Annotated in this window: 17 protein-coding genes; 4 read left to right on the forward strand and 13 right to left on the reverse strand. The window is 71.8% G+C overall.

The genetic code is table 11. The features are described from left to right. Positions 1-145: 145 nt before the first annotated feature. Entirely contained in the window at positions 146-2,644 is a 2,499-nt protein-coding gene (locus ACZ3KJ_RS20710) for a beta-glucosidase (RefSeq protein WP_467528850.1), read from the reverse strand. 326 nt (positions 2,645-2,970) lie between these two features. Here ACZ3KJ_RS20710 and ACZ3KJ_RS20715 point away from each other — a divergent pair, with 326 nt between their 5' ends. Continuing rightward, the gene (locus ACZ3KJ_RS20715; RefSeq protein WP_467528852.1) at positions 2,971-3,561 is read left to right on the forward strand and encodes an NADPH-dependent FMN reductase; all 591 of its coding nucleotides are present in this window, start codon (positions 2,971-2,973) and stop codon (positions 3,559-3,561) included. 108 nt (positions 3,562-3,669) lie between these two features. On the opposite strand, the gene ACZ3KJ_RS20720 is transcribed toward ACZ3KJ_RS20715, so the two are convergent. From ACZ3KJ_RS20720 to ACZ3KJ_RS20755, 8 genes are all read right to left on the reverse strand, one after another. Then, positions 3,670-4,350, reverse strand: a complete 681-nt coding sequence (locus ACZ3KJ_RS20720) for a TetR/AcrR family transcriptional regulator (protein WP_467528854.1) — start codon at positions 4,348-4,350, stop codon at positions 3,670-3,672. A 330-nt stretch (positions 4,351-4,680) separates the two neighbouring features. Beyond that, a complete protein-coding gene (locus ACZ3KJ_RS20725; protein WP_467528856.1) occupies positions 4,681-5,775 on the reverse strand; it encodes an ABC transporter ATP-binding protein in 1,095 nt (364 codons plus the stop codon). After that, a complete protein-coding gene (locus ACZ3KJ_RS20730) occupies positions 5,772-6,635 on the reverse strand; it encodes an ABC transporter permease (RefSeq protein ID WP_467528858.1) in 864 nt (287 codons plus the stop codon). The genes ACZ3KJ_RS20725 and ACZ3KJ_RS20730 overlap by 4 nt, the downstream gene beginning before the upstream one ends. Next, the gene (modA, locus tag ACZ3KJ_RS20735; protein WP_467528860.1) at positions 6,632-7,480 is read right to left on the reverse strand and encodes a molybdate ABC transporter substrate-binding protein; all 849 of its coding nucleotides are present in this window, start codon (positions 7,478-7,480) and stop codon (positions 6,632-6,634) included. Before modA ends, ACZ3KJ_RS20730 begins: the two co-directional genes overlap by 4 nt. A gap of 253 nt (positions 7,481-7,733) precedes the next feature. Further along, positions 7,734-8,243: an inclusion body family protein gene (locus ACZ3KJ_RS20740; RefSeq protein ID WP_467528862.1), complete on the reverse strand. Its 510-nt coding sequence runs from the start codon at positions 8,241-8,243 to the stop codon at positions 7,734-7,736. A 106-nt stretch (positions 8,244-8,349) separates the two neighbouring features. Next, positions 8,350-10,179: a thiamine pyrophosphate-binding protein gene (locus ACZ3KJ_RS20745; RefSeq protein ID WP_467528864.1), complete on the reverse strand. Its 1,830-nt coding sequence runs from the start codon at positions 10,177-10,179 to the stop codon at positions 8,350-8,352. Next, positions 10,176-12,248 (reverse strand): flavin monoamine oxidase family protein, encoded by a 2,073-nt coding sequence (locus ACZ3KJ_RS20750; protein ID WP_467528866.1) that lies wholly within the window; start codon positions 12,246-12,248, stop codon positions 10,176-10,178. The genes ACZ3KJ_RS20745 and ACZ3KJ_RS20750 overlap by 4 nt, the downstream gene beginning before the upstream one ends. A gap of 453 nt (positions 12,249-12,701) precedes the next feature. Next, complete coding sequence (locus ACZ3KJ_RS20755) at positions 12,702-13,949, reverse strand: helix-turn-helix transcriptional regulator (RefSeq protein ID WP_467528868.1); 1,248 nt, start codon at positions 13,947-13,949, stop codon at positions 12,702-12,704. A gap of 163 nt (positions 13,950-14,112) precedes the next feature. Here ACZ3KJ_RS20755 and ACZ3KJ_RS20760 point away from each other — a divergent pair, with 163 nt between their 5' ends. Next, the gene (locus ACZ3KJ_RS20760) at positions 14,113-15,198 is read left to right on the forward strand and encodes an S-(hydroxymethyl)mycothiol dehydrogenase (RefSeq protein WP_467528870.1); all 1,086 of its coding nucleotides are present in this window, start codon (positions 14,113-14,115) and stop codon (positions 15,196-15,198) included. Further along, entirely contained in the window at positions 15,195-15,824 is a 630-nt protein-coding gene (locus ACZ3KJ_RS20765) for an MBL fold metallo-hydrolase (RefSeq protein ID WP_467528872.1), read from the forward strand. The genes ACZ3KJ_RS20760 and ACZ3KJ_RS20765 overlap by 4 nt, the downstream gene beginning before the upstream one ends. A gap of 213 nt (positions 15,825-16,037) precedes the next feature. Here ACZ3KJ_RS20765 and ACZ3KJ_RS20770 read toward each other — a convergent pair whose 3' ends face one another. Together ACZ3KJ_RS20770 and ACZ3KJ_RS20775 are read right to left on the reverse strand one after the other, a co-directional pair. Then, on the reverse strand, positions 16,038-17,315 hold the full coding sequence (locus ACZ3KJ_RS20770; protein WP_467528874.1) for a glycoside hydrolase family 1 protein: 1,278 nt from the start codon (positions 17,313-17,315) through the stop codon (positions 16,038-16,040). A 20-nt stretch (positions 17,316-17,335) separates the two neighbouring features. Beyond that, complete coding sequence (locus ACZ3KJ_RS20775) at positions 17,336-18,652, reverse strand: MFS transporter (RefSeq protein ID WP_467528876.1); 1,317 nt, start codon at positions 18,650-18,652, stop codon at positions 17,336-17,338. Positions 18,653-18,832: 180 nt separating this feature from the next. Between ACZ3KJ_RS20775 and ACZ3KJ_RS20780 the strand changes: the two genes are divergently transcribed. Beyond that, complete coding sequence (locus ACZ3KJ_RS20780) at positions 18,833-19,447, forward strand: TetR/AcrR family transcriptional regulator (RefSeq protein WP_467528878.1); 615 nt, start codon at positions 18,833-18,835, stop codon at positions 19,445-19,447. A 176-nt stretch (positions 19,448-19,623) separates the two neighbouring features. Here ACZ3KJ_RS20780 and ACZ3KJ_RS20785 read toward each other — a convergent pair whose 3' ends face one another. Together ACZ3KJ_RS20785 and ACZ3KJ_RS20790 are read right to left on the reverse strand one after the other, a co-directional pair. Then, the gene (locus ACZ3KJ_RS20785) at positions 19,624-20,460 is read right to left on the reverse strand and encodes an MHYT domain-containing protein (RefSeq protein WP_467528880.1); all 837 of its coding nucleotides are present in this window, start codon (positions 20,458-20,460) and stop codon (positions 19,624-19,626) included. A gap of 42 nt (positions 20,461-20,502) precedes the next feature. Further along, the gene (locus tag ACZ3KJ_RS20790) at positions 20,503-21,708 is read right to left on the reverse strand and encodes a S8 family peptidase (protein ID WP_467528881.1); all 1,206 of its coding nucleotides are present in this window, start codon (positions 21,706-21,708) and stop codon (positions 20,503-20,505) included. Positions 21,709-22,020 lie beyond the last annotated feature (312 nt).

The raw sequence follows: 22,020 nt of genomic DNA on the forward strand, positions 1-22,020 counted from the left end.
CCCGGCGCGGCGCCGCCCCGCGTGGCCGCCCAGCCCCCGGTGGTGCGCGGCTCCCCGCCCCCCCCCCGCCCGCCCCCCCCCCCGCCCCCCCCCGGGGGGGGGGGGCCCCCCACGGCCTGCCTGGGGATCGTGCGGCGGGCACCGGTCAAGAGCGCTCCGGTACCTCCCGGACGAGTTCGTACGCGACGTCCTCGGCGGACCGGCAGACCAGCACGCGGTGGGCGCCCGCCGGAACCCGCCAGGCGGCCGACGCCGCGTCCCATCGGGACCAGGCGCGCTCGTCGAGACGGACCCGCACCTCGGCCGACTCCCCCACGCCCAGGGTGACCCCGGCGAAGCCGCCCAGCCGTGCGTCCTTCTCACCGGGCGCCGCCAGGTACACCTGTACGACGTCACGGCCGGGCCGGTCACCGGTGTTCGTCACGGTCAGCCGCACCGACCACGTCTCCGGCCGCTCAGGACCGCCGGCACCGTCCCGGACGAGTTCGGCGCGTCCGTACCGCCAGGTGGTGTAGCCCTGCCCGGCGCCGAAGGCGAAACGGGCTGGGGTGCCCGTGCCGAGCAGGTGGCGGTAGCCGGTCGGTTCGGCCGCCGTGTAGTGCCGGGTGAGGTCGGCGTCGAGAGTCTCCCCGTGGGTGGAGCGGTCGGCGTCGGTACGCGGAACGGTCACCGGCATACGGCCGCCCGGTTCGTCGTCGCCCGCCAGCACGCGGGCGAGCGCCTCACCGTATCCCTGGCCCGCGTACCAGGTCTGGAGCACGGCGGGGACGTCGTCCGCCCAGGGCGCGTCGACCGGACGCCCGGCGTTGACGACGACGACGGTGTGCGCGTTGGCGTCCGCCACGCGCCGGATCAGCTCCCGCTGTTCCGCGGGGAGTGCGGAGTGGGGCAGGTCGCGGCTCTCGCGGGCGGTCCGCAGTTCGTCGCCGACGACCAGCACGACGGCGTCGGCGTCCGCGGCGGCGCGAACCGCCCGTTCGACGGCGTCCGGTGTGGCGGGAGGTGCGGCGCTCACGGTGAGGGCCTGGACCCGCCCGCCCCCGGTGGTCATGTCGGCGACGACGCGCACCGGCTCGCCCGCCCGCAGTGCGACGGCGCCCGTGCTGGTCTCCGCACGGGCGACCTGGCCCATGAGGTCGCCGGGGGCGGGTGCGGGCCGGTGCGCGAGGCGCCGGCCGTCGACCGTGAGCACGGTGTCACCGGATCCGCCCGCGCCGATCGTCCACAGGCCGTCCCGGTCGGGCGTGAGGACGGCGGTCAGGCGCAGCCGGCCCGGCTCGGTGGTCGGCCCGACGCCCGGGACCGTGCCGAACCAGACGAAGGAGCTGTCGCCGCGGGTCTCGGCCACGACGCGGGTGTCGTCGCGGAAGTGCTCCAGCAGAACACCGCGGTGCCCGTCCGGCGTGGTGACGTCGAAGGCCCCCAGGGGTGCCGCGGGCGTGCTGTCCACGCCTCGTTCGTGGACGATCTCGCAGGAGGAGCCGTAGCGTGCGCGCAGTGCCTCGATCGGGGTGACGGCGCTGTCGGCGGGACGGACCCGGCCGAACGTGGCTCCCTGGTGACAGGGCCGGTCGGCGTTGGGGCCGATGACGGCGAGCCGGGTGAGGCGGTCCGGTTCCAGGGGCAGCAGCCCGTTTCCGTTGCGCACCAGGACGAACGAGGCCGCGGCGGCCCGCACCAGGATCTCGTGGGCGCGGTCGGCGGGCACGTACTCGTCGGGACGGGCCGGGACGTGGTCGGCGCCGTCGAGACGGCCGACCCGCCGGGCCAGCCGCAGCAGTCGGGTCGTGGCGTCGTCGACGCGCTCCTGCGGCACCTGCCCGCGCTCGACGGCCTCGGCGAGGCGTCGGCCGAAGTGGAGGGCGGGTCCCGGCATCTCCAGGTCACAGCCGGCGAGAGCCGGGCCCACGGTCTCGTGCAGGGCGAAGTAGTCGGAGATGACGAGCCCGTCGAAGCCCCACTCGCCCTTGACGATGTCCAGCAGTTCGGTGCTGGCCGCGCAGGGAACGCCGTTGAGCCGGTTGTAGGCGGTCATCAGGGCCCAGGCCCCGGCCCGGACGGCGAGTTCGAAGGGCCGCAGATAGACCTCGCGCAGCGAGGCGTCGTCCACCGTGCTGTTCATGCGCCGGCGTTCGGTCTCGGTGTCGTTGGCCACCAGGTGTTTCGGGACGGCGGCCACCCCCTGTCCCTGGAGTCCCTGGACGAAGGCGGCTCCCAGCAGGCCGGCCAGCAGCGGGTCCTCGGAGAGCATCTCGAAGGTGCGGCCGGACAGGCCGGTGCGGGCGAGGTTGAGGTTGGGGGCGTAGACCGCGTCGATGCCGCGGCGGCGGGCCTCCGACGCCTCGGCCGCGGCGACGGCCCGGACCGTGGAGGGGTCCCAGGTCGCGCCGAGGGCGATGCCGCTGGGCAGGAGCAGAGAGGTGTCACGTTCGTCGAAGGTCGGACTGACCAGGCCGAGCGGTCCGTCCACCAGCACCACCGGCCGCAGTCCGAGGTCCGGCTCGGCGAGTGTGGCCCAGCCGGAGGATCCGGCGGTGAGCCGGGCGCGCGCGGCGGGGTCCACCGCGTCCGGGGGCGGCAGGCCGTCACGCCCGGAAGCCGGGACCGCGTCCCGGTCGCGCGCCTGCGGTGCCAGGTCGGTCATGAGGCGATCCTCCTGTCCAGGGGGCGGAGCCTCGTGCGGCTCGGCCGCCGGGCCTGCGCGGTGCGGACGGCCCAGCTTCACATATTTAGAATCCTCATTCTAATCAGGGCGGCGCCGCGACGGACAGGGCACCACCCGACTCGCCCCGCTTCGGAACCGCGACGCACACGGCACCGGCGGACGCCTTGACGGCAGCGCCCCGTGGAACCTAGTTTTCAGAATCATCATTCTGATACAACTGCTCCACGGGGCCCCGCGGCCCCACCGCCGCGCTTCCGCGGCCCCACCGCCGCGCTTCCGCGCCCCGGCCAGAACGGAACCAGCCTGTGAGTCACCTGATCGTCGGTATCGGCGGCACGACCCGCCCCGGATCCAGCAGCGAACTCGCCGTCCGCACCGCCTTGACCGCGGCCGAGAAGCGCGGCGCCCGGACACTCCACTTCGGCGGGGACTTCCTCGCGTCCCTCCCCCACTACGCGCCGGAACGTCCTGAGCGCTCCGCACAGCAGCGGCAGCTCGTCGACGCGGTGCGCCGCGCCGACGGCCTGATCATCGGCTCGCCCGGCTACCACGGAGGCATCTCCGGGCTGGTCAAGAACGCCGTCGACCTGCTCGAAGACCTGCGGGACGACACCCGCGTCTACTTCGACGGACGCGCGGTCGGCCTCGTCGTCACGGCGGCCGGCTGGCAGGCCTGCGGCACCACCCTGACCGCCCTGCGCAACGTCGTGCACGCCATGCGTGGCTGGCCCACGCCACTCGGCGTCACCCTCAACTCCGGGGCCGGGCCGCTGTTCACCGCGGACGGGGAGTGCGCCGACGCCGCCGTCGGCGCCCAGCTCGACCTGCTCGGCGGCCAGGTCCACGAGTTCGCGGTCCGCTTCGGCGCACCGGCTGCCGGCGTGCGCGCGGCCTGAACCCGGCGACCACCCGGCCGCCTGACCCCGCGGACCTCCCTGACACGGTCCGCGGCGGGCGGCACGTCGGGGCGCAGGTCACCGCCCCGCGCCCCGACGTGCCGCCGATCAACCCGAGAGCGGCCCGGCCTCGCCGTCGGCGCACAGGAACGCCAGGGCCATCACACCGAGATCCTCCAGCAGCGTGTCCAGATCCGTCCCCTCCGCCGCAGCGGCAGGCACATCGAGCGCCAGGCCACGGGCCAACGCGGCGTAGACGACGGTGAAGCACGACCCCACCGCGCGGACCGGATCGGCATGCCGCATCTCGTCGTGCCGCGCCAGCAGCAGACCGACGAAGCGCTCCCGCATGTCGAAGTACGCGGCCTTGCCCACCTTGGCCACCTCGGGGTCGACCGCCCCGCGCTGCTGGAACGCTCCGAGCACCCGCCCCTGACGCTCCAGCAGGGCGGCGAACCCCTCGATCAGCCGGGGCAGCAGCTCCGCCAGGGAGGCTCCGGTCCACCGGTCGGGGTCGGTCAGCGCCCGGTGTTCCGCGAGCATCCCGGTCAGGAAATGCCCCTGTGCCGCCCGCAGCAGGTCGTCCTTGCCGTCCACCCGCGTGTAGATCGAACCGATGGACACCCCGGAACGCTTGCTGACCTCGGTGAGGGCGAAGCCGGCGTACCCCTTCTCGGCCAGCAGCTCCAGCGTGGTGTCCAGGACCAGCTCGAACGAGCGCTGGCTCCGCTCCTGCTTGGGCGCGCGGAAACCACCGGGCGCGGTCGACTGCTCGGAAGGTGAAGGCACCACAGCAGTCTAGGGCGCTTCTGACGGATCTCCGCGGCGTCGCGACGCCGCGGAGATCCGTCAGAAGCGCCCTAGGGCCTGTTGCGAAAGTCCCGCCTGCCCGACGACGCCATGCACGCACTCTCGCCGCACCGGCCCCTGACCCAAGTACATCCAGTACGAGGGCCAGGGGCCGGCACGCCGAGAGCACGCACCTGACGCCGCCAGGCCCGCCCTCCGGGCGGACGACGGGACTTTCGCAACAGGCCCTAGGTGCCACCTCCATGGTCGCCGGTGTCCAGGTCCCGGCCCCCTCCGCCGCGGGAGCCGGTCGGGGCGCGTCGCCGGGACTCAGGCCGGGTAGGCGTGGGTCTGTGTCGCCTTGACCGTGGCCCAGACCGGTGCGCCCGGGTGCAGGCCGAGTTCGGCGGCGGCGGCGGTGGTGAGGTCGGCGGCGAGAGGGAGATCGCCGGTGAGGGCGGCTCGGATCCGGTCGCCGTGGGTCTCCAGGCCCGCGATCTCGCAGTGCCACAGGTTGCGGGCGCTGGAGCCGGTGGGGCGGTCGCGGTGCAGGGTGACCGCGCTCGGCGGGAAGGTGACGAAGACCGGCCCGGTGAGGTCCTCGCTGGTGGTGATGGCGGGCCCGGCGTCGAGCCGTACGGTGTGGCCCTCGGCCTCCCCCTTGTGGAGGTTCAGGCCGACGAGGTGGGCGATGTAGTCGGTGCGCGGGTGGCGGGCGATGTCCTGCGGGGTGCCTTCCTGCACCACGTGCCCGTCCTCGACGACGACCAGGCGGTCGGCCAGGACCATCGCGTCCAACGGGTCGTGGGTGACGAGTACGGCGACGGCCTCGAAGTCGGCGAGGTGGCGGCGGAGCTGGGCGCGGACGTCGAGGCGGGTGCGGGCGTCGAGCGCGGCGAGGGGCTCGTCGAGGAGGAGCAGCCGGGGGTGCGTGGCGAGGGCGCGGGCGAGGGCGACGCGCTGGGCCTGCCCGCCGGAGAGCCTGCGGGGCTTGGCGCCGGCGTGTTCGGCAAGGCCCATCCGCCGCAGCCACTCGGCGGCCCGGGCCCGCGCCTCCGCTTTGCCGGCGCCGTGGCAGCGGGGGCCGAAGGCCACGTTGTCGAGGGCGGTGAGATGAGGGAAGAGCAGGTAGTCCTGGAAGACGACGCCGACCGGGCGGGACTCGGGCGGTGTGCGGTGCAGCGGGGCGCCGTCGAGCCGGAGGTGCCCGTCCGTGAGGGGGACGAGACCGGCCAGCGCGCGCAGGGCGGTGGTCTTGCCGGCGCCGTTGGGGCCGAGCAGGGCGACCACGTCACCAGGGGTGGCCGTGAGGGTGACGTCGAGGCGGAAACGGCCGCGGTCGACCACGAGACGGGCGTCCAGCCCCTCGTCGGCGGGACGGGGCAGGGTGCCGGTGTCGTGCGCGGTGTCGTCGAGGCCGGTCATGATGCGGTCATCCAGCGGTCGCGCAGTCCCGCGAGGACCGCGATCGACACGGCCAGCAGGACGAGGCTGAGGGCGATGGCCGCCTCCGGTTCGCTCTGGAGGGCCAGGTACACGGCCAGCGGCATGGTCTGGGTGCGGCCGGGGAAGTTGCCGGCGAAGGTGATCGTCGCGCCGAACTCGCCCAGCGCCCGCGCCCAGGCCAGCACCGCCCCCGCCGCGATGCCCGGGGCGATCAGGGGGAGCGTGACGCGGCGGAACGCGGTGAACCGGGAGGCGCCCAGGGTGGCCGCGGCCTCCTCGTAGCGCGGGTCGGCGGCGCGCAGGGTGCCCTCGACGCTGATGACGAGGAACGGCATGGCGACGAACGCCTCGGCGACCACGACCCCGGCGGTGGTGAAGGGCAGGGTGACGCCGAACCAGGCGTCGAGCCACTGTCCGACGACGCCGTTGCGGCCGAGCGCGAGCAGCAGCGCCACACCCCCGACCACCGGCGGCAGGACGAGCGGCAGGGTGACCAGGGCCCGGACGAAGCCGCGTCCGGGGAAGTCCACGCGGGCCAGCAGCCAGGCCAGCGGCACACCGAGGACCAGGCTCACCGCGGTGGCCGCCGTGGCGCACAGCAGGGAGAGCCGCAGGGCCTGCCAGACCTCCGGGCTGGTCAGCTGCCGCGGCAGACTGTGCCAGGGGGTGCGGACGAGCAGGGCGATCAGCGGCAGGACCAGGAACGCCAGCCCCACGAGTGCGGGGACCAGCAGCGGCAGCGGTACCCCCCGTCCGGCGCCGGCGCGGTCACGTCCGCGCCGTGGCCCGCCCACGAGGGGGTCGGCCACGGCCGTGGACTTGTCGTGCGGGGAGGTCACGGCTGGAGGAACCCGGCCTCGGTCAGGACCTTCTGGCCCTCGGCGGACCGCACCAGGGCGATGAACGCCTCGGCGGCCTCGGCGTTCGGGGCGTCCTTGAGCAGGGCGATGGGGTAGTCGTTGACGGCGTCGGCCGACTCGGGGAAGTCCACGCCCTCCACCTTGTCACCGGCCGCCTGCACATCGGTCTTGTAGACGACGGCGGCGTCGGCCTCCTTCAGCACCACCTTGTTGAGGGCGGCCTTGACGTCCTCCTCGTAGGAGACGGGGGTGAGCTTCAGCTCGCTGGCGTCCAGGGCCTTCTGGGCGGCGGCGCCGCACGGCACCGCCTCGTCGCACAGCACGACCTTCAGATCGGAGTCCGTGAGGTCCTTCAGGGATGCGATCTCGTCCGGGTTGCCGGGCAGGGTGGCGATCTCCAGCTGGTTGCGGACGAAGGTGACCGGCTCGGTGGCGTTGTCCTTCGCGTCCGTCACGATCGCCATGGTCTTGGAGCTGGCCGAGGCGAAGACGTCCGCCGGCGCGCCGCCGGTGATGCTCGCCGCGAGCGTGTCGCTGCCGCCGAAGCTGAAGGTGACCTTCGTGCCCGGGTGGGCCTTCTCGAACTCCTCACCCAGGGTCGTGAAGCTCTCCTTCAGCGAGGCGGCGGCGAACACGGTCACCGTGCCCGACAGCTGGTCCGAGGAGGACGCCGAAGCGGAGGAACCGGACGTGGCGGACGACGAGTCGTCGGAGGAGGAGGAGGAGGAGCAGGCGCCCAGGGCCAGCAGTGCGGCGGCGCTCGCACCGGTCGCCCGCATCATCCGGCGGGTGCGGCGGGTCCGGCACACGGAACGGGTTGTCACGGATCTGCTCCTCCTCGTGCGGCTGCCTCACCGGTCCGGTAGGCGTGCATACGCTCAGCATACTGCCGCACATGCCAGGTGTAAGCAGCGCATGACCTGGCAGGAGCCGGGCTATCGGACTTCAGGGGTGGCATGTGCGCCTGCACGGACATCGTCTGGACCGCCACGGAGCCCGGCGCACCAGCGGCATCGAGGCGACAGCCGTGACGGGCGGCGGCGGTGGTGACCGCCTCCGCCCGTCACGGCCGGACCGTCAGGAGTCCTCGATGGTGATGAACGGGTCCCACTGGAAGTACCCCTTCAACTGCCGGTGCCGGTCGAGGATCTGGAAGGAGAAGTGGTACACGACCTTGCCGACGCTCTTCACCGTGGTGCGCCAGTAGTGGTCCTGGTACCTCTGCGTCACGAAGTCCGGACTGCCCTCGCTGCCCTCCCGCGGCAGCGGATAGACGCCGTCGACCACCTCGATCTCCGGCGTCCTGATGAGTGTGTGATCGCGGTCGCTGCTCACGTACCGGTACAGCAGCGCCTTGTAGTCGCTGCCCAGCGACACCGTCGTCTCCCGCCACCGGATGGTGTCCCCCGGCTCGGCCCGCAGGTTCAGCTCGGCGCCCGACGTGCCGACGATGTGGTCGTGCCGCGTCGTCATGTAGATCAGGCTCTGGTCGACGTAGGTCGGCGCGTCGGGATTCCGTGACGCGTCGGGGTTCTGCTCGACGATCGTGGCCGCGTCGAACGCGATCAGTACGTTCAGGTCCGCCATTTCTTGCCCCCTGGGGATTCGAGATTTCCTGTTGCGGGAGTTCCTGTCGCGAGCGTTTCCGTTGCGAGCGTTTCCGTTGCGAGCGTTTCGGTCACGAGGATTCCGGTCACGAGGTTTTCGGCACCTTGTACGCCATGGCCCGCGGATAGTCGTGCCGGTGCAGTCGGACGCGGACCAGGAGGGGTCCGGCGTTGACCGGGTCGCGCGGGTCGCCGAGTCGGGCCAGCAGGTCGTCCAGCTCCGTGGGGCGGGCGACGCCGAGGCCGCTCGCCGGGGTGTCCCGGCCGGCGAAGACGGCCGCGAGGCGGTCGTAGTGCCAGGGGTGGAGGACGTTGTAGAAGTCCGGCTCGGCGGGGTCCTGTCCGGCGTAGTAGGCCGGGTGCACCAGCATCTGCTCGATGCCGTAGAAGGACCCGTTGTCCAGGACGAACACCACCGAGCGCAGCCCGAGCCGGGTGTGCGTGGAGATCTCCTGGCAGGTCTCCTGGAAGGCGCCGTCGCCGACGAACACCATCGGGCGGGCGCCCTCGCGTTCCGGGGCGAGCGCGGCGCCGGTGGCCGCGCCGACCGACCAGCCGATGGACAGCCAGCTGATCTGGGACAGGAAGCCGCCCGCGGGCCGGGACAGGTTCATCGAGCCGATGAGGGAGAACGCGGCGTCGGACACGACCGTCCAGTCGTCCGTGGTCTCCTGGCCCAGGAAGTGGTTGACCCGGTCGAACACCCCGTCGTAGGTGAGCCGTTCGGCGTCCTGGGAGCGCGCGCGGCTGACGCTCAGCGAGGCGCGGTGCTGTGCCAGGCCGGCGGGGCGGTCGTCCCGCGCTCCCCGGTAGCTGTAGGACTCGGCGTAGTAGTCGGCGGACAGGCCCTCGGAGCCGTAGGCCTTCACCAGCGCGTCCTGGACGGCGGGCAGCAACCGGGCGAGCTGGACGTCGGGGAAGTAGGAGGTGCCGACGCTGACGCCGCCGTGCGCCGCCATCACCCAGTCGGTGCCGACGCTCTGCTCACCGCCGAGGTTCTTCGACGTGGACCAGGCCCCGAGCCCGATCCGGCAGGTGGCCCAGTCCTTGAAGACCCCGTACACGTCCGGGTGGCTGGCCTTGCCGTTGTAGACGCCGTGGAACTGCGGCAGGTCCTCTCCCACGACGGCCTTGGCACCGACGGTCGTGCAGAACGGGACGCCGGTGGCCTCCACCAGGTCGGTGAGTTCCCCGCCGAGCCGGTACCGGTCGATCTCCTCGCCGGCCCACACGATCGGGCGGGGCCTGCCGTCCGGGCCGGGGTGCTCCTCGATCAGGGCGAGGATCGCGTGCACGGCCTGGTCCAGCATGCTCTGGTGGCGCTCGCCGAAGGGCCGTTCGCGGCGGACGATCGACCCCGTCGGCTCGGGGCAGGGCTGGTCCCACAGGTCTTCCATGACCTCCAGGTAGACCGGCCGGCGCTCGGAGACGCAGGCGGTGAGCGCGGCGTCGATCTGGGCGGGTGCCAGGCCCGGGTGGGAGATGACCTGTGCGTCCACGGTGACCTGCCGGTAGACGTCCAGGTTGCTCTCGGCGCGGGGGCTCATGTGCGAGGTGAGCAGCCCGACCGCGCGGAAGTTCTGCCACTGTTCGTACGGCGGGCAGGCGTTGACGGCGATGAGCGGGACCTGCTCGACGTACGCGCCACCGCAGGCGTTGAGCAGATTGAACGCGCCCACGCTGTACGTCACCGCCGCGGCGCCCACGCCGTGGATGCGGGCGTAGGCGTCGGCGGCCTGGCCGGCGCCGCCCTCGGTCGGAGTGCCGACCCAGTCGATGTCGCCCTCGGCCCGCACGGCGGTGAGGAACGGGCCGAGGTGGTTGCCGGGGACGCCGAACAGATGGGTGATGCCCAGCTCGGCCAGCCGCAGGGCGAGATAGCGGGCCACCGTGCAGGCGGGGGCGGGCGCGCTCACGAGGACTCCCCTTCCCGGTCCGCGCCCGGGACGTCCTGGTCCGGGCCTTTCCGGTCGGTGACCGGCGGGGCCTGGTGGACGGCGAGGGCGGCGCGGACGGCGCTCTCCAGGGCGCCCTCGATCCAGGCGTGCTTGAGGGACGTGTGCTCGCCGGCGAAGTGCACCGGGCCCTCGGGCCGGGAGACGTCCAGGTGGAAGCTGGTCATCTGGTGCGCGGTGTAGATGGCGGCCTCGCCGAAGGCGTACGGGTCGCGGGCCCAGCTCTGGGTGGCGCCCCGGCCGGTGAAGAACACCTCGATGCGACGGCCGTGCACGGCCTGGAGGTTGCGCAGGGCGTAGAGGTAGCGCTCCGCCTTCGGCATGGAGTCCCAGCGTGCGGCGTCGTCGGACCAGGAGTACGAGGCGAGGACGACGCCGCCGCCCGTGCTGTCCGCGACCGGGTGCGAGGGGTAGTACACGAACCGGTTGGGGTTGTCGGTGGCGGAGCCCCCGCCGAAGCAGTGGGTGGCGGGCCTGACGGCGGGGCCGCGCAGCGGCAGACTCCCGTCGATCCGCCGCATCTCCTCGGTGACGAGGCTGTCCTTGACGGCGGCGCCGAGCAGCCCGGCCCCGGGCTCGGGCAGCGTGGGCACGGCCACGGTCCCGGTGTCCGCCTCGTGCCCCCGCCGGTAGTACGCGTACAGGCCGGGCGCGATGCCGTCCAGCGTGTCGCGCCAGTCGTCCTCGGTGAACTCCCACCAGCGGTGGCTGAATTCGAGCAGCACCTTGGTGGCCTGGTCGTAGTGGGTCTCGATGACGGCGCGGCGCTTCTTGTACGACATCGAGGGGACGATCTCCACGAAGCGCAGCGCGGAGAACGGGATGGTGACGACCGCCAGGTCCGCCGTCCACAGACGGGGCAGTTCCTTCGGGTCCTCCTCGTCCACGGTCTGGACGGCGACGCCCCACCCGTCGGGCCCGACAGCCCCGGTGCCTTCGGGGTCGGTGTCGCGGCTGGGGTCGTGGTATTCGAGGCGGATCACGCGCCGGCCGAGCCGCACCTCGTCGCGCAGGCCCTCGTACAGGGCGTGCGGCAGGCGCCAGCTGCCGCCGGGGATCTCCCAGTAGCGGACGCCCGGGTTGATGTCGCTGCGGCTCAGGAAGCTGTGGAAGAAGGAGAGGTAGAGCCGCGAGGACATGTTCTCCAGGGTTCCCACGGCCTCGACGGCCTCGTCGCTGAGCCCGGCGCGGTCGCGCAGGAAGGAGCCCATCGAGTAGCCGTCGAAGTCGCGGATCACCCGCGCCCAGCCCTCGACCCACTCGTCGAACGGCTTGTCGACCCGCTTGCCGTCGACGACGTCGGAGTAGTAGTCGCGCACGCTCTCCAGCGCCTCGTCCACCATCCGCGCGACAGGGGCGCGGACCTCGTCGTCGGTGAGGTGGAAGCCCTCGTTGATCCGCTCGGGTCCGGCGGCGTAGTCGGCGCGCCGCACCTGGACGCGGTTGGCGCGGATCCAGGAGTTGCCGCGCTTGTCGGGTTCGGCGAAGTCCGGGCTGTCGTCGCCGTACGTCCACGTCCGGCCGGTGAAGGAGGTGTACGTCACCGGAGGGACGGGCACGTCGGGGCCGCTTCCCGTGTGGGGGTCGATGTCCACGTTGTAGAACTGGCGCCGGCCGAGGCCCAGTTTGTCGACCAGGGCGAGGACGAGCGGGTGGAAGTCGGGCAGCCGCATGGCCCCGGCCTCGGCGTACTGGGCCGGGTCGGCGAACGGCTGGTGGTGCTTGGTGGTGCGGAAGGTCTTGATGCGTCCGCCGACGCGGTTGGCGTTCGCCTCGAGGATGGTGACGTCGTGCCCGGCGTCCTTGAGCAGCCGGCCGACGACGAGGCCGGTGATGCCGGCGCCTATGACGAGGACCTTCTTGCGCGGGTGGCGGGTGGTACCGAGGCGGCCCGTGTCTATCAGAGCGTGCAGGTATTCGAGCTTGAGGTCTTTTCCGTCGGGTCCGACGAGGAGGAGTTCACGGGCGAGCCTGAGACAGGTCTGCCAGCGGGCACGGGTGGCGGAGTTGTCCCGTGGAGTGTCGGTCATAGCCTGCGATCGTAGATATGCCGAAACGATTTATCGGCCCACCCGGAAGACAAAGTCCTGAAAATGCCGAGAGGACTTGGTGACGCGATTTCTACTTGCCTGAATTCTCGCCGAGAAAGCGGAAGATCCCCGAGGGGCGGAAGGGAAGTCGGTTGCAACCGGAAGGGAAATTCACTCATGGAATGTGAAGACCCTGAGGTGAGTGCGTGCCGACCCCACCCACCGATCCGACGGAAAACCGCCACCCTCTCCCACAACTGACCGACCGAACAGCTACGTCGACCTACACATCCGGCCAACGTGCACCTTCCCCTGGCGCGTCGCCACCGGGCGGGGAGCATTTCTCGACACTGGACATACGTTCATCGAACTCGAATTCGACCAGGAGAACAATGCGAGCGGAAAACAAGGTTGGTTCGCCGGAGTCGAAGAAATAGCCCGCTTCCGGTGCGGTCACCCCTCGTTCAGCGCCACCGCCGCGGCCTCGCCCCGCGTGCTCACCTCCAGTTTCCTCAGCACGCCGGTGACGTGGAACTTGACCGTGCTCTCGGTCACGCCCAGCTCGTCCGCTATGGCCTTGTTCCGTCTGCCCTGCGCGAGGAGCCGCAGTACCTCCCGCTCCCGTCCGTTGAGGCTCGACAGCTTGGTCTCACGCGGCCGAACGGCCGGCGGGTCGATGGGAAGAGCGACGCCCACCCGGCTTCCCCAGCCAGGCGCACAGTCCAGCTGAACCGTGGCGCCCAAGGTCCTGGCCCGTCCTTCCAGTTGGCTGGAGAGCGCGTTCACATCGAGGCCCCCGGCCTCCTGGTCCCGCACGTCGATCCGCAACATCGTGCCGTCGCACGTCCATGCGATGCGCAGCCGGGAGAGGCACGGCTGGGCGATGAAGGCCAGCACGGCGGTTCTGGTCATGGCCCGAGCGGCATGGGCGACCTCCCCGGGCAGTGTCCGGGCCGCCTTGGCCGGCGGTACGAACTCCACGCTCGCCCCGTGATGCCTCAGCAACTGCCGCATGTCCCTGCGCAGCTTCGTGAACGCCGCCTGCGCGGGTTCCTCGGTCAGCGCCAGGTCCGTCTTCTGCGCCGACCGCAGGGCCACGAGCGCGAGGGACGCCGACTCGGTGGCGGCGGTACGGGCACGGCGGTCGTCGAGCGCCGTGCTGCGCAGGGTGTTCAGGACGGACAGCAGCGCGCTTTCCTGGGCGGCTGCCATCTCGGCGATGGTGCGTGCCCGCTCGCTGGAGGCAGCCCGTGATTCGGCGAGGTAGTCCGGACTGGCCTGGGAGACCTGCTGCCGGATCGAGGTCGCGACGATGCCGAAGAGCGCGGCGAGAGTGCTCGGCTCGGGAAGGCGGGTCCGCCCTGCCCGAGGTACGAGGACGAGCAGGGTGTCGACCGGATCGCGGACGGCCCAGACGGTGCGGTTCATCCCTCCGACCGCCGCGGTGGTGCTGACCGCTCCTCCTGGCCGGAGGTGCGCCTTCAGTTCCTCGAGCTCGGCGATCGTGACCTTGTTGATCATGTCCGTCGCCCCCGCGACCTTCCGCGGCCGGCCGGTGCACTCGCGCGTGAAGACGACCAGCGCCGTGTGCGGCCAGCGGTCCGCGAGGCAACGGGAGAACCTGAGCGCGATCTCGTGCAGCGGACCCTCGATGACCTCGCGCAGCGCGAGCAGGTCCGCCTCCGACGGCGGTGTCTCCATGGCGGGCATTCTTCGCACCCTAGCCGGTGCGCCGACTGGCCGGAAGTCGAGTTCGCACTGGTCGGTCGGCCAGGTGGCCGGCCGCCGGTCCAGGGCTAACGTCGCAGGTGGCATGCGCGGCGCGCGTGCCGTGCCCGATCCATGGATGAAGGAACCAGTTCAGATGCCTCAGCAGGTGCGCGGTGTGATCGCCCGTTCCCAGGGAGCTCCGGTCGAGCTCACCGACATCGTCATCCCCGATCCGGGGCCGGGGGAGGTCGTCGTCGACATCGCCGCGTGCGGCGTGTGCCACACCGACCTGACCTATCGCGAGGGCGGTATCAACGACGAGTTCCCGTTCCTGCTCGGCCACGAGGCCGCCGGCACCGTGGAGAGCGTCGGCGACGGCGTGGAGTCGGTGCAGCCGGGCGACTTCGTCGTCCTGAACTGGCGTGCCGTGTGCGGGCGGTGCCGGTCCTGTAAGCGCGGGCGCCCCCAGTACTGCTTCAGCACGTTCAACGCCGGCCAGAAGATGACCCTGACCGATGGCACGGAGCTCACGCCCGCCCTCGGCATCGGCGCCTTCGCCGACAAGACCCTGGTCCACGCCGGGCAGTGCACCAAGGTGGATCCCGCCGTGGACCCCGCCGTCGCCGGTCTGCTCGGCTGCGGCGTCATGGCCGGCCTCGGTGCCGCCGTCAACACGGGCGGGGTGAGCCGGGGCGACTCGGTGGCCGTCATCGGCTGCGGTGGCGTCGGCGACGCCGCGATCGTCGGCGCACGCCTGGCAGGCGCCTCGACCATCATCGCGGTGGACCGGGACGACAAGAAGCTGGCCTGGGCGGCGGACCTGGGCGCCACCCACACGGTCAACGCCGGTGAGACCGACGCCGTCGCCTCGATCACGGAGCTCACGGGCGGTTTCGGCGCCGACGTCGTCATCGACGCGGTCGGCCGCCCCGAGACCTGGAAGCAGGCGTTCTACGCACGCGACCTCGCGGGCACCGTGGTCCTGGTGGGTGTGCCGACTCCCGACATGACCCTGGACATGCCGCTGCTCGACTTCTTCTCCCGCGGCGGTGCGCTGAAGTCCTCCTGGTACGGCGACTGCCTGCCCGAGCGCGACTTCCCGATGCTCGTCGACCTCCACCTCCAGGGCAGACTGCCGCTGGAGAGGTTCGTCTCCGAACGCATCGCGCTCGAAGACGTCGAGACGGCCTTTCACACCATGCACGCCGGTGAGGTGCTGCGCTCGGTGGTCGTCCTGTGACGGGTCTGCGCATCGAACGGGTGGTCACCTCCGGCGTCTTCGCCCTCGACGGCGGCACCTGGGACGTCGACAACAACGTATGGCTGGTCGGCGACGACACCGAGGTGGTGGTCATCGACGCGGCACACGACGCACAGTCGATCGTCAAGGCCGTGTCGGACCGGAACGTCGTGGCAGTGCTGTGCACCCACGGTCACAACGACCATGTCACCGTCGCCCCACAGCTGTCCCGCGAGGTGCAGGCGCCGGTGCTGCTGCACCCGGGGGACCGGGAGCTGTGGGAGATGACCCACCCCGGGCAGCCCTTCCATCGCGCGACGGACGCGCAGCGCATCGGTGTGGCGGGGACGACGGTGGAGGTGATCCACACGCCCGGGCACTCGCCCGGCTCCGTCTGCCTGTACCTGCCCGAAGCCGAAGCGCTGTTCACGGGCGACACGCTGTTCGCGGGCGGCCCCGGAGCCACCGGCCGGTCCTTCTCCGACTTCCCCACCATCATCGGATCGATCAGGGACCGGCTGCTCACGCTGCCGGAGGACACCAAGGTCCACACCGGGCACGGTGACGGCACCACCATCGGCGCGGAGGCACCGTTCCTGGCGGAGTGGATCGCGCGGGGGCACTGAGATCCGAGCCGGCACCCGCCTCGGAGGAGCCCGCCCCGCAGGGCCTCTCACGCAGCGGCGCATCTGCGTCCGCAAGACGTCCGGTGAGCCGGGACGCGTGGGCGGCGGCACCGGGATCGCCCAGCCCGCCCACCGCCTGGAGCACGTCCGTGCGGCGCTCCGGGACCCGGTCAGGCGGGTTCCCGGAGCGCCGGTCCCCGGCACGGAGCGGCTTTACGCCGACCGGGTGGCCGAGACGATCCCGGCGCCGTTCGTCCGCGCGGTGTCGCCGAGCCAGTGGGCGCTCGGCTTCGGCGTGCGGACCTGGGTGTCGCGGTCGACGGCGACGAGGCCGAACTTCGGACGGTAGCCGAAGATCCACTCGTAGTTGTCGAACGCGGTCCAGGCGATGTAGCCGCGGACGTCGATCCCGTCGGCCAGGCACGCCGCGACGCCGGCGACCGCGGTGCGCAGGTAGTCCAGGCGCTGGGTGTCGTCCTCGGTGGCGAGGCCGTTCTCGGTGACCAGGACCGGGACGCCGGCGACGGCCGCCGCCTCCCGGACCGTGGCCTCCAGTCCCTGCGGGTAGATCTCCTCGCCGAGCTGGTTCACGGGCGTGCCGGCCGGGACGGGGGCGAGCCCGTCGGCGTCGAAGACATGGCGGCCGTAGGTCTGGATGCCGACGAAGTCGTCGCCGCGGGAGGCCAGCAGATACCGCTCGTTGACCTCGCGGCGCACCGTCTCGGCCCGCTCCTCGCCGCCGGGGGCCGCGTGGATGTCGGAGTTCGCGAGCGTCCAGCCGACCATGAGATCCGGGCGGTACGACTTGATCGCGGCCACGGCCGCGCGGTGGGCCGCGAGCTTCACCTCGAAGCCGGCCTCGGAGGCCGTGAACTGGAACGGCGCCACCCGCCGCGCCTCGATGCCGAGCCGTTCGGCGGCCGCCGCCCACACCGGCACCGACGCCCGGTGCTCGGGGGCCTCGCCGCCGATGCCGATCGCGGCGAGGAGCGAGGGGAGGTTGGGCTCGTTGAGGGTGCAGGCGACGTCGACGAGGTCGCCGAGGTGCTCGGTCACCACCTTGCAGTAGCGGGCGAACCGCGCAGGCGTCTCGGCGTCCTCCCAGCCGCCGGCCGCGAGCAGCCAGCGGGGCGAGGTGAAGTGGTGGTAGGTGACGACGGTCCGCAGACCGTGTTCCCGGCACGTCTCCAGGACCCGGCGGTAGTGGGCGAGGGCCGCCGCCGAGAACTGCCCCTCCTCGGGCTCGATCCGCGCCCACTCCAGGGAGAAGCGGTAGCTGGTGAGGCCGAGGGAGGCGAGCAGCGCGATGTCCTCGCGGTAGCGGTGGTAGTGGTCGATCGCGTCCCCGGAGGGCTCGGCGAAGATCGTGCCGGGCAGGTTCTCCAGGAGCCAGGTGTCGCTGTTGACGTTGTTGCCCTCGACCTGGTGGGCGGCGGTGGCGACGCCCCAGTGGAAGCCGTCGGGGAAGGGGGCGTGGGGGGTGGCGTTCATGGTGTCCTCTCGGTGCCCGCTCAGCGGACGCCCTTGACGAAGGTGACGGTGATGCTTCCGGCCAGGCACAGGGCGGCCGCCCCGAACCACAGGAGCCGGTAGTTGTGGCCCGCGCCGAGCGCGAGGACGGCCGGCGCGACGGCGGGGACGATGATGTTGGGGATGTTGAGGGCGAGGCCGAAGACGGCCATGTCCTTGCCGGTGTCGCGGGCGTCGGGCAGGACCGCCGCGCAGAGGGCGAGGTCGGCGGTCAGGTACGTGGCCTGGCCGATCGCGAAGACCACCCACGCGACGATGAACTGCGCGAACGTGGTCGACGTGGCGCCGATGACGAGGGCGAGCGCCATCAGCACGGCGGCGACCGCGACCAGCGGCTTGCGGCGGCCGGTCTTGTCGGCCAGCCAGCCCGAGCCGGTGAAGAACAGCACGCTGACCGGGGCCGAGATGAGGGAGAGCGTGCCCGCGTTCGCGCCCGCCTCCGCGATCGGCATGTGCAGGCCGTCCATCATGAAGTAGATGAAGTACGAGAACATGGCCGTCATGGCGATGCCCGCGAGGAACCGCGAGAGCCACACCCAGGCGAAGTTCGGGTGCCGGCGCGGGTTGACCACGAAGGCGCGCGCGATGGCCTTGACGTCCAGCGGGGGCAGCTCGCTGCGGACCTTGACCGGGTCCTGGTAGAGGAACAGCAGCGGCAGGCTGAGCACGATGGCGAGCAGCACCGGGACCGTCATCAGCAGCAGCGGGGTGCCGACCAGCGCGGCGGCCAGGTAGGAGCCGGCCGACAGGGCGAGCGCGCCGAACATGCCCATCACGCCCATGACCCGGCCGCGCTTGTCCTCGGGCAGTCCCTCGACGGGGATCACGGCGTAGGCGTTGAAACCGATCTGTGCGCCGAGGATGGCGACCAGGTACGCCACGACGACCACGGGAGCGGAGGACACCAGGCCGATCACGGCGCAGCCCAGCAGCGCGAGGAGGAGACAGCCGACGATCCAGGGGCGCCGGCGGCCGAAGCGGCTGGTGGTCCGGTCCGACAGGGCGCCGGCCAGCGGCGCGGCGATGAGCAGCCCGAAGGCGCTGATCGAGACGGCCGTGCTGTAGCTGGCGTCCTTCGACGCCGGGTCGATGCTCGCCAGGCGCAGCGACAACGCGGTGCTCAAGGTGAGGGACATGATGTACATCCCGACCGCCGCCACCATGACCAGGGCCATGGTCCTGCGGGGCGACCCCGTGACCGTCGGTGCCGAAGCGGCTGCGGGATCCTCCGCGGTCCGGGGCGCCGACCCGTGGTTCGTGGGGTCGTCGGCCTTCGTTGCGAGGGTGGGGTCACTCATGTGGATCCTCCTTTGGACCGGAGCCGCCGTTGGCTCGAGGTGACCGCTGAGGCGCCTGCCTCGGAGCAGGACCGTAAACGAAAGTTCACCACAATGGAACATGTTGAACGGTTTTTCTTGACCGTTGTGGCAAAGGAATCGGTGCGCTATCGTCTGGACACGCCACGAGGGGAGGGCCGGATGACCCACGGGACGCAGGTCCCCGCCCGCAGGGGCAAGCGCGCACCGTATGCGAACGGTGAGCGCAAGCGGGCCGAACTGGTGGACGCCGCCTTCCGGGCTTTCGCGGAGAAGGGCTACCAAGGGCTCTCGATCCGGCAGATCGCGGAGAGCGTCGGCACCAGCCACAGCCTCCTGCTGCACCACTTCGGGAACAAGGAAGCGCTGCTCGAGGCCGTGCTCATGCGCCGCGAGGAGATCGAGCGGCCGTGGCGCCACACGCTCATCGAGAAGCAGGGCCTCCTGCGTGCCGTACCCGAGGTCATGCGCCACCACGAGGCGATCCGTGGCGTCATCCGGCTCGATGTGACGCTGCGCGCGGAGGCCGACAGCCCGGATCACCCGGCGCACGAGTTCATCCGCCGCCGGGACGCCGAGTTCGTCGACTCGGTCCGCGCGGAACTCGAACACGAACTCGCGGAAGGCCGGCTCAAGCCGGGCCTCGACGTGCGCGTCCTCGCCCGTCAGATCACCTCGCTCATCGAGGGGATCCAGGCCGCCTGGCTCTACGACGAGTCCATCGACATGGCCGGTCACCTCGAGGCGTTCATGGCTCTGATCTCCCGCCCCCGGTGACCTGAGCACCACGACGTCCGGGCGCCGGCCCATCGGGCAGGGAGCGCCGTCGGCGCGCACAAGAGTGGGATGCCGACGCGGGAGTCACCCGACAGCCCGCCCCCCCCGGTGAGGAGGAGCGGGCCGCCGGGCTGTTCCAGGACATCGGGCCACGTACACGGCGATGACGCGATGCGTCATGTCCTGTGCGTAAAGGCCCAGTCGTTCTCCGTCGTGGCGGATGTGCGGGCGGGGGTGGGGGTTCGGGCCGACCCATGGGGCGTGGTGCCCCGGTCCTTCCAGTCGCCGCCGGTCACCAGGAGCGGGTCGAACATCACGACCACCGTGGCGAGTATCAGGAACATGCCCGGTCCGGCCAGCATCGGCAGCAACAGGGCGGCGGGCGAGCCGCCCTGGCCGGTCGCGGCCCCGGAGTGCAGATGGACGTGGACCGCGGCGATGCCGGTGTAGTGCATGCCGCAGACCGCGAGCCCCATGACCACGCTGGCCCCCAGCGAGGGCAGGAAGCCCCGGATGGAGACGGCCGCCCAGAGCGCGGCGGTGGCGGCGACCACGGCGATCACCGCGGAGAGGGCGACCATGGTGGTGTCGTAGGTGATCTCGCCGTTGACCTGCATGGCCGACATGCCCAGGTAGTGCATCACCGCGACGCCGAGACCGGTGATCGCGCCGGCGGTGCCCAGGGTCACCGGGGCCACGCCCCGGTAGCCGACGATGAACATGCCGACGCTGACCACGACGACGGCGACCAGCAGGCTGAGCAGCGTGGTCGGCGCGTCGTAGGTGAGCGAGCCGCCGTCCACGCTGAAGCCCAGCATGCCGATGAAGTGCATGGTCCATATGCCGCAGCCCAGGGAGGCGGCGCCCAGGGCCAGCCAGCCGGGCTTCCAGCCCTGGTGGTGCATCGTGCGCACCACACAGCGCAGGCCCAGTGCGGCGCCGAGACACGCCACCAGAAAGGCCGCCACGGGGGTCACCGTCCCGTAGCCGAACCCGCCTGTCGAGCCGGACATGACTTCCTCCCGTGCTTTTTCGTGCTCCGTTGCCCGGTGCGGTCAGAGGCCCGTGGTGTTGAGGAGGAGGTCGGGGCTGCCGGTGCCGGCGTTGGTCACCGCGCCCGTGGTGGCGGCCGCCTCGATCGCGGCGGTGACCGTCGCCGGGCTCGCCGAGGGGTGCTCGGCCAGGTAGAGCGCGGCGGCGCCGGTGACGTGCGGGGTCGCCATGGAGGTGCCGCTCTTGACGGCGGTGGCGGTGTCGGAGGAGTAGCCGAGGGAGGTGATGGAGGAGCCTGGGGCGAAGATGTCCACGCAGGTGCCGTAATTGGAGAAGCTGGAGCGGGCGTCGGTGCTGGTGGTGGAGGCGACGGTGATCACCGAGGGCTCCCGGGCGGGTGACTGGTCGCAGGCCTCCACGGCGTCGTTGCCGGCGGAGACGGCGACGGTGACCCCGGCGTCGACCATGCCGGCCACCGCGGCGTCCTTGGCGTCGCTCACGCTGCCGCCTATGGAGACGTTGGCGACGGCGGGCAGTCGGGCGTTGGCGGCGACCCAGTCGTATCCGGCGATGACGTTCGCGGTGGTGCCGCTGCCGCTGCAGTTGAGGACACGGACCGCGACCAGGCTCACGCCCTTGGCGACTCCGTAGGTGGCACTGCCGACCGTGCCCGCGGTGTGGGTTCCGTGGCCGTTGCAGTCGGAGGCGACGGTGTCCCCGTCGACGAAGTCGTAGCCGTAGGACGCGCGGCCGCCGAAGTCGCTGTGGGTGATACGGATTCCGCTGTCGACGATGTAGGCGGTGACGTTGCTCGCCGTGGTCGAGTAGGAGTAGGTGCCGCTGAGCGGGAGGCTCGCCTGGTCGATCCGGTCCAGTCCCCAGGTGGGCGAGGACTGGGTCGCGTCCGCGCGTTCGACGCTGTTCTGCTCGACGAAGGCCACGGAGGGGTCCGCGGCGATCCGGCGGGCCTCGGTGGCGGTGGCCTCGATGGTGAAGCCGTTGAGGGCCGCGCCGAAGGTGCGGCGCACCGAGCCACCGAACTCGGCACTGAGCTTCCTGGCTTCGCCGCTCTTCGCGCTGGGGGCGCCGTGCTTCAGCACGACGATGTACGAGCCGTCGATGGCGAGGGGGTTGTCGGCCCCTCGGACGGTGCCGAGCGGGGCGGCCTCGTCGGCGACGGCCGACGAGGCCGGAACCACGGCCAGGAGCAGCGCCGTACAGGCGCCGGCGGCGGAGACGGAGACGGAGACGGATCTTCTGGGCAGCATCGGGGGACGACTCCTTGGGATGGGCCGGGAGCTATGGGAAGACCTGAGGGAATGCCGGATCGCCGGATTGCCATGCACCTGCCATAAGCGCTTCCGGAGGACAGACGGCGTGGTGGTGCGGGCTGGTGCGTCAGCCCCGGAAGGCGGGGTGCTTGATCACGCTAGCGCTCGGGATTCGGGCGAAACAGATGATCCGTGCCGTCGATGTGGATCTTAGGGCGCGCTTAAGGGAGGGATCGGAGACCGATAAGGAAGCGGTGCGACCGGGATCCCTGTTGCCACCGCGGGTGGGTCAGCAGGACGCGCCAGAAC

The sequence above is a fragment of the Streptomyces sp. NPDC003248 genome, assembly GCF_055563235.1.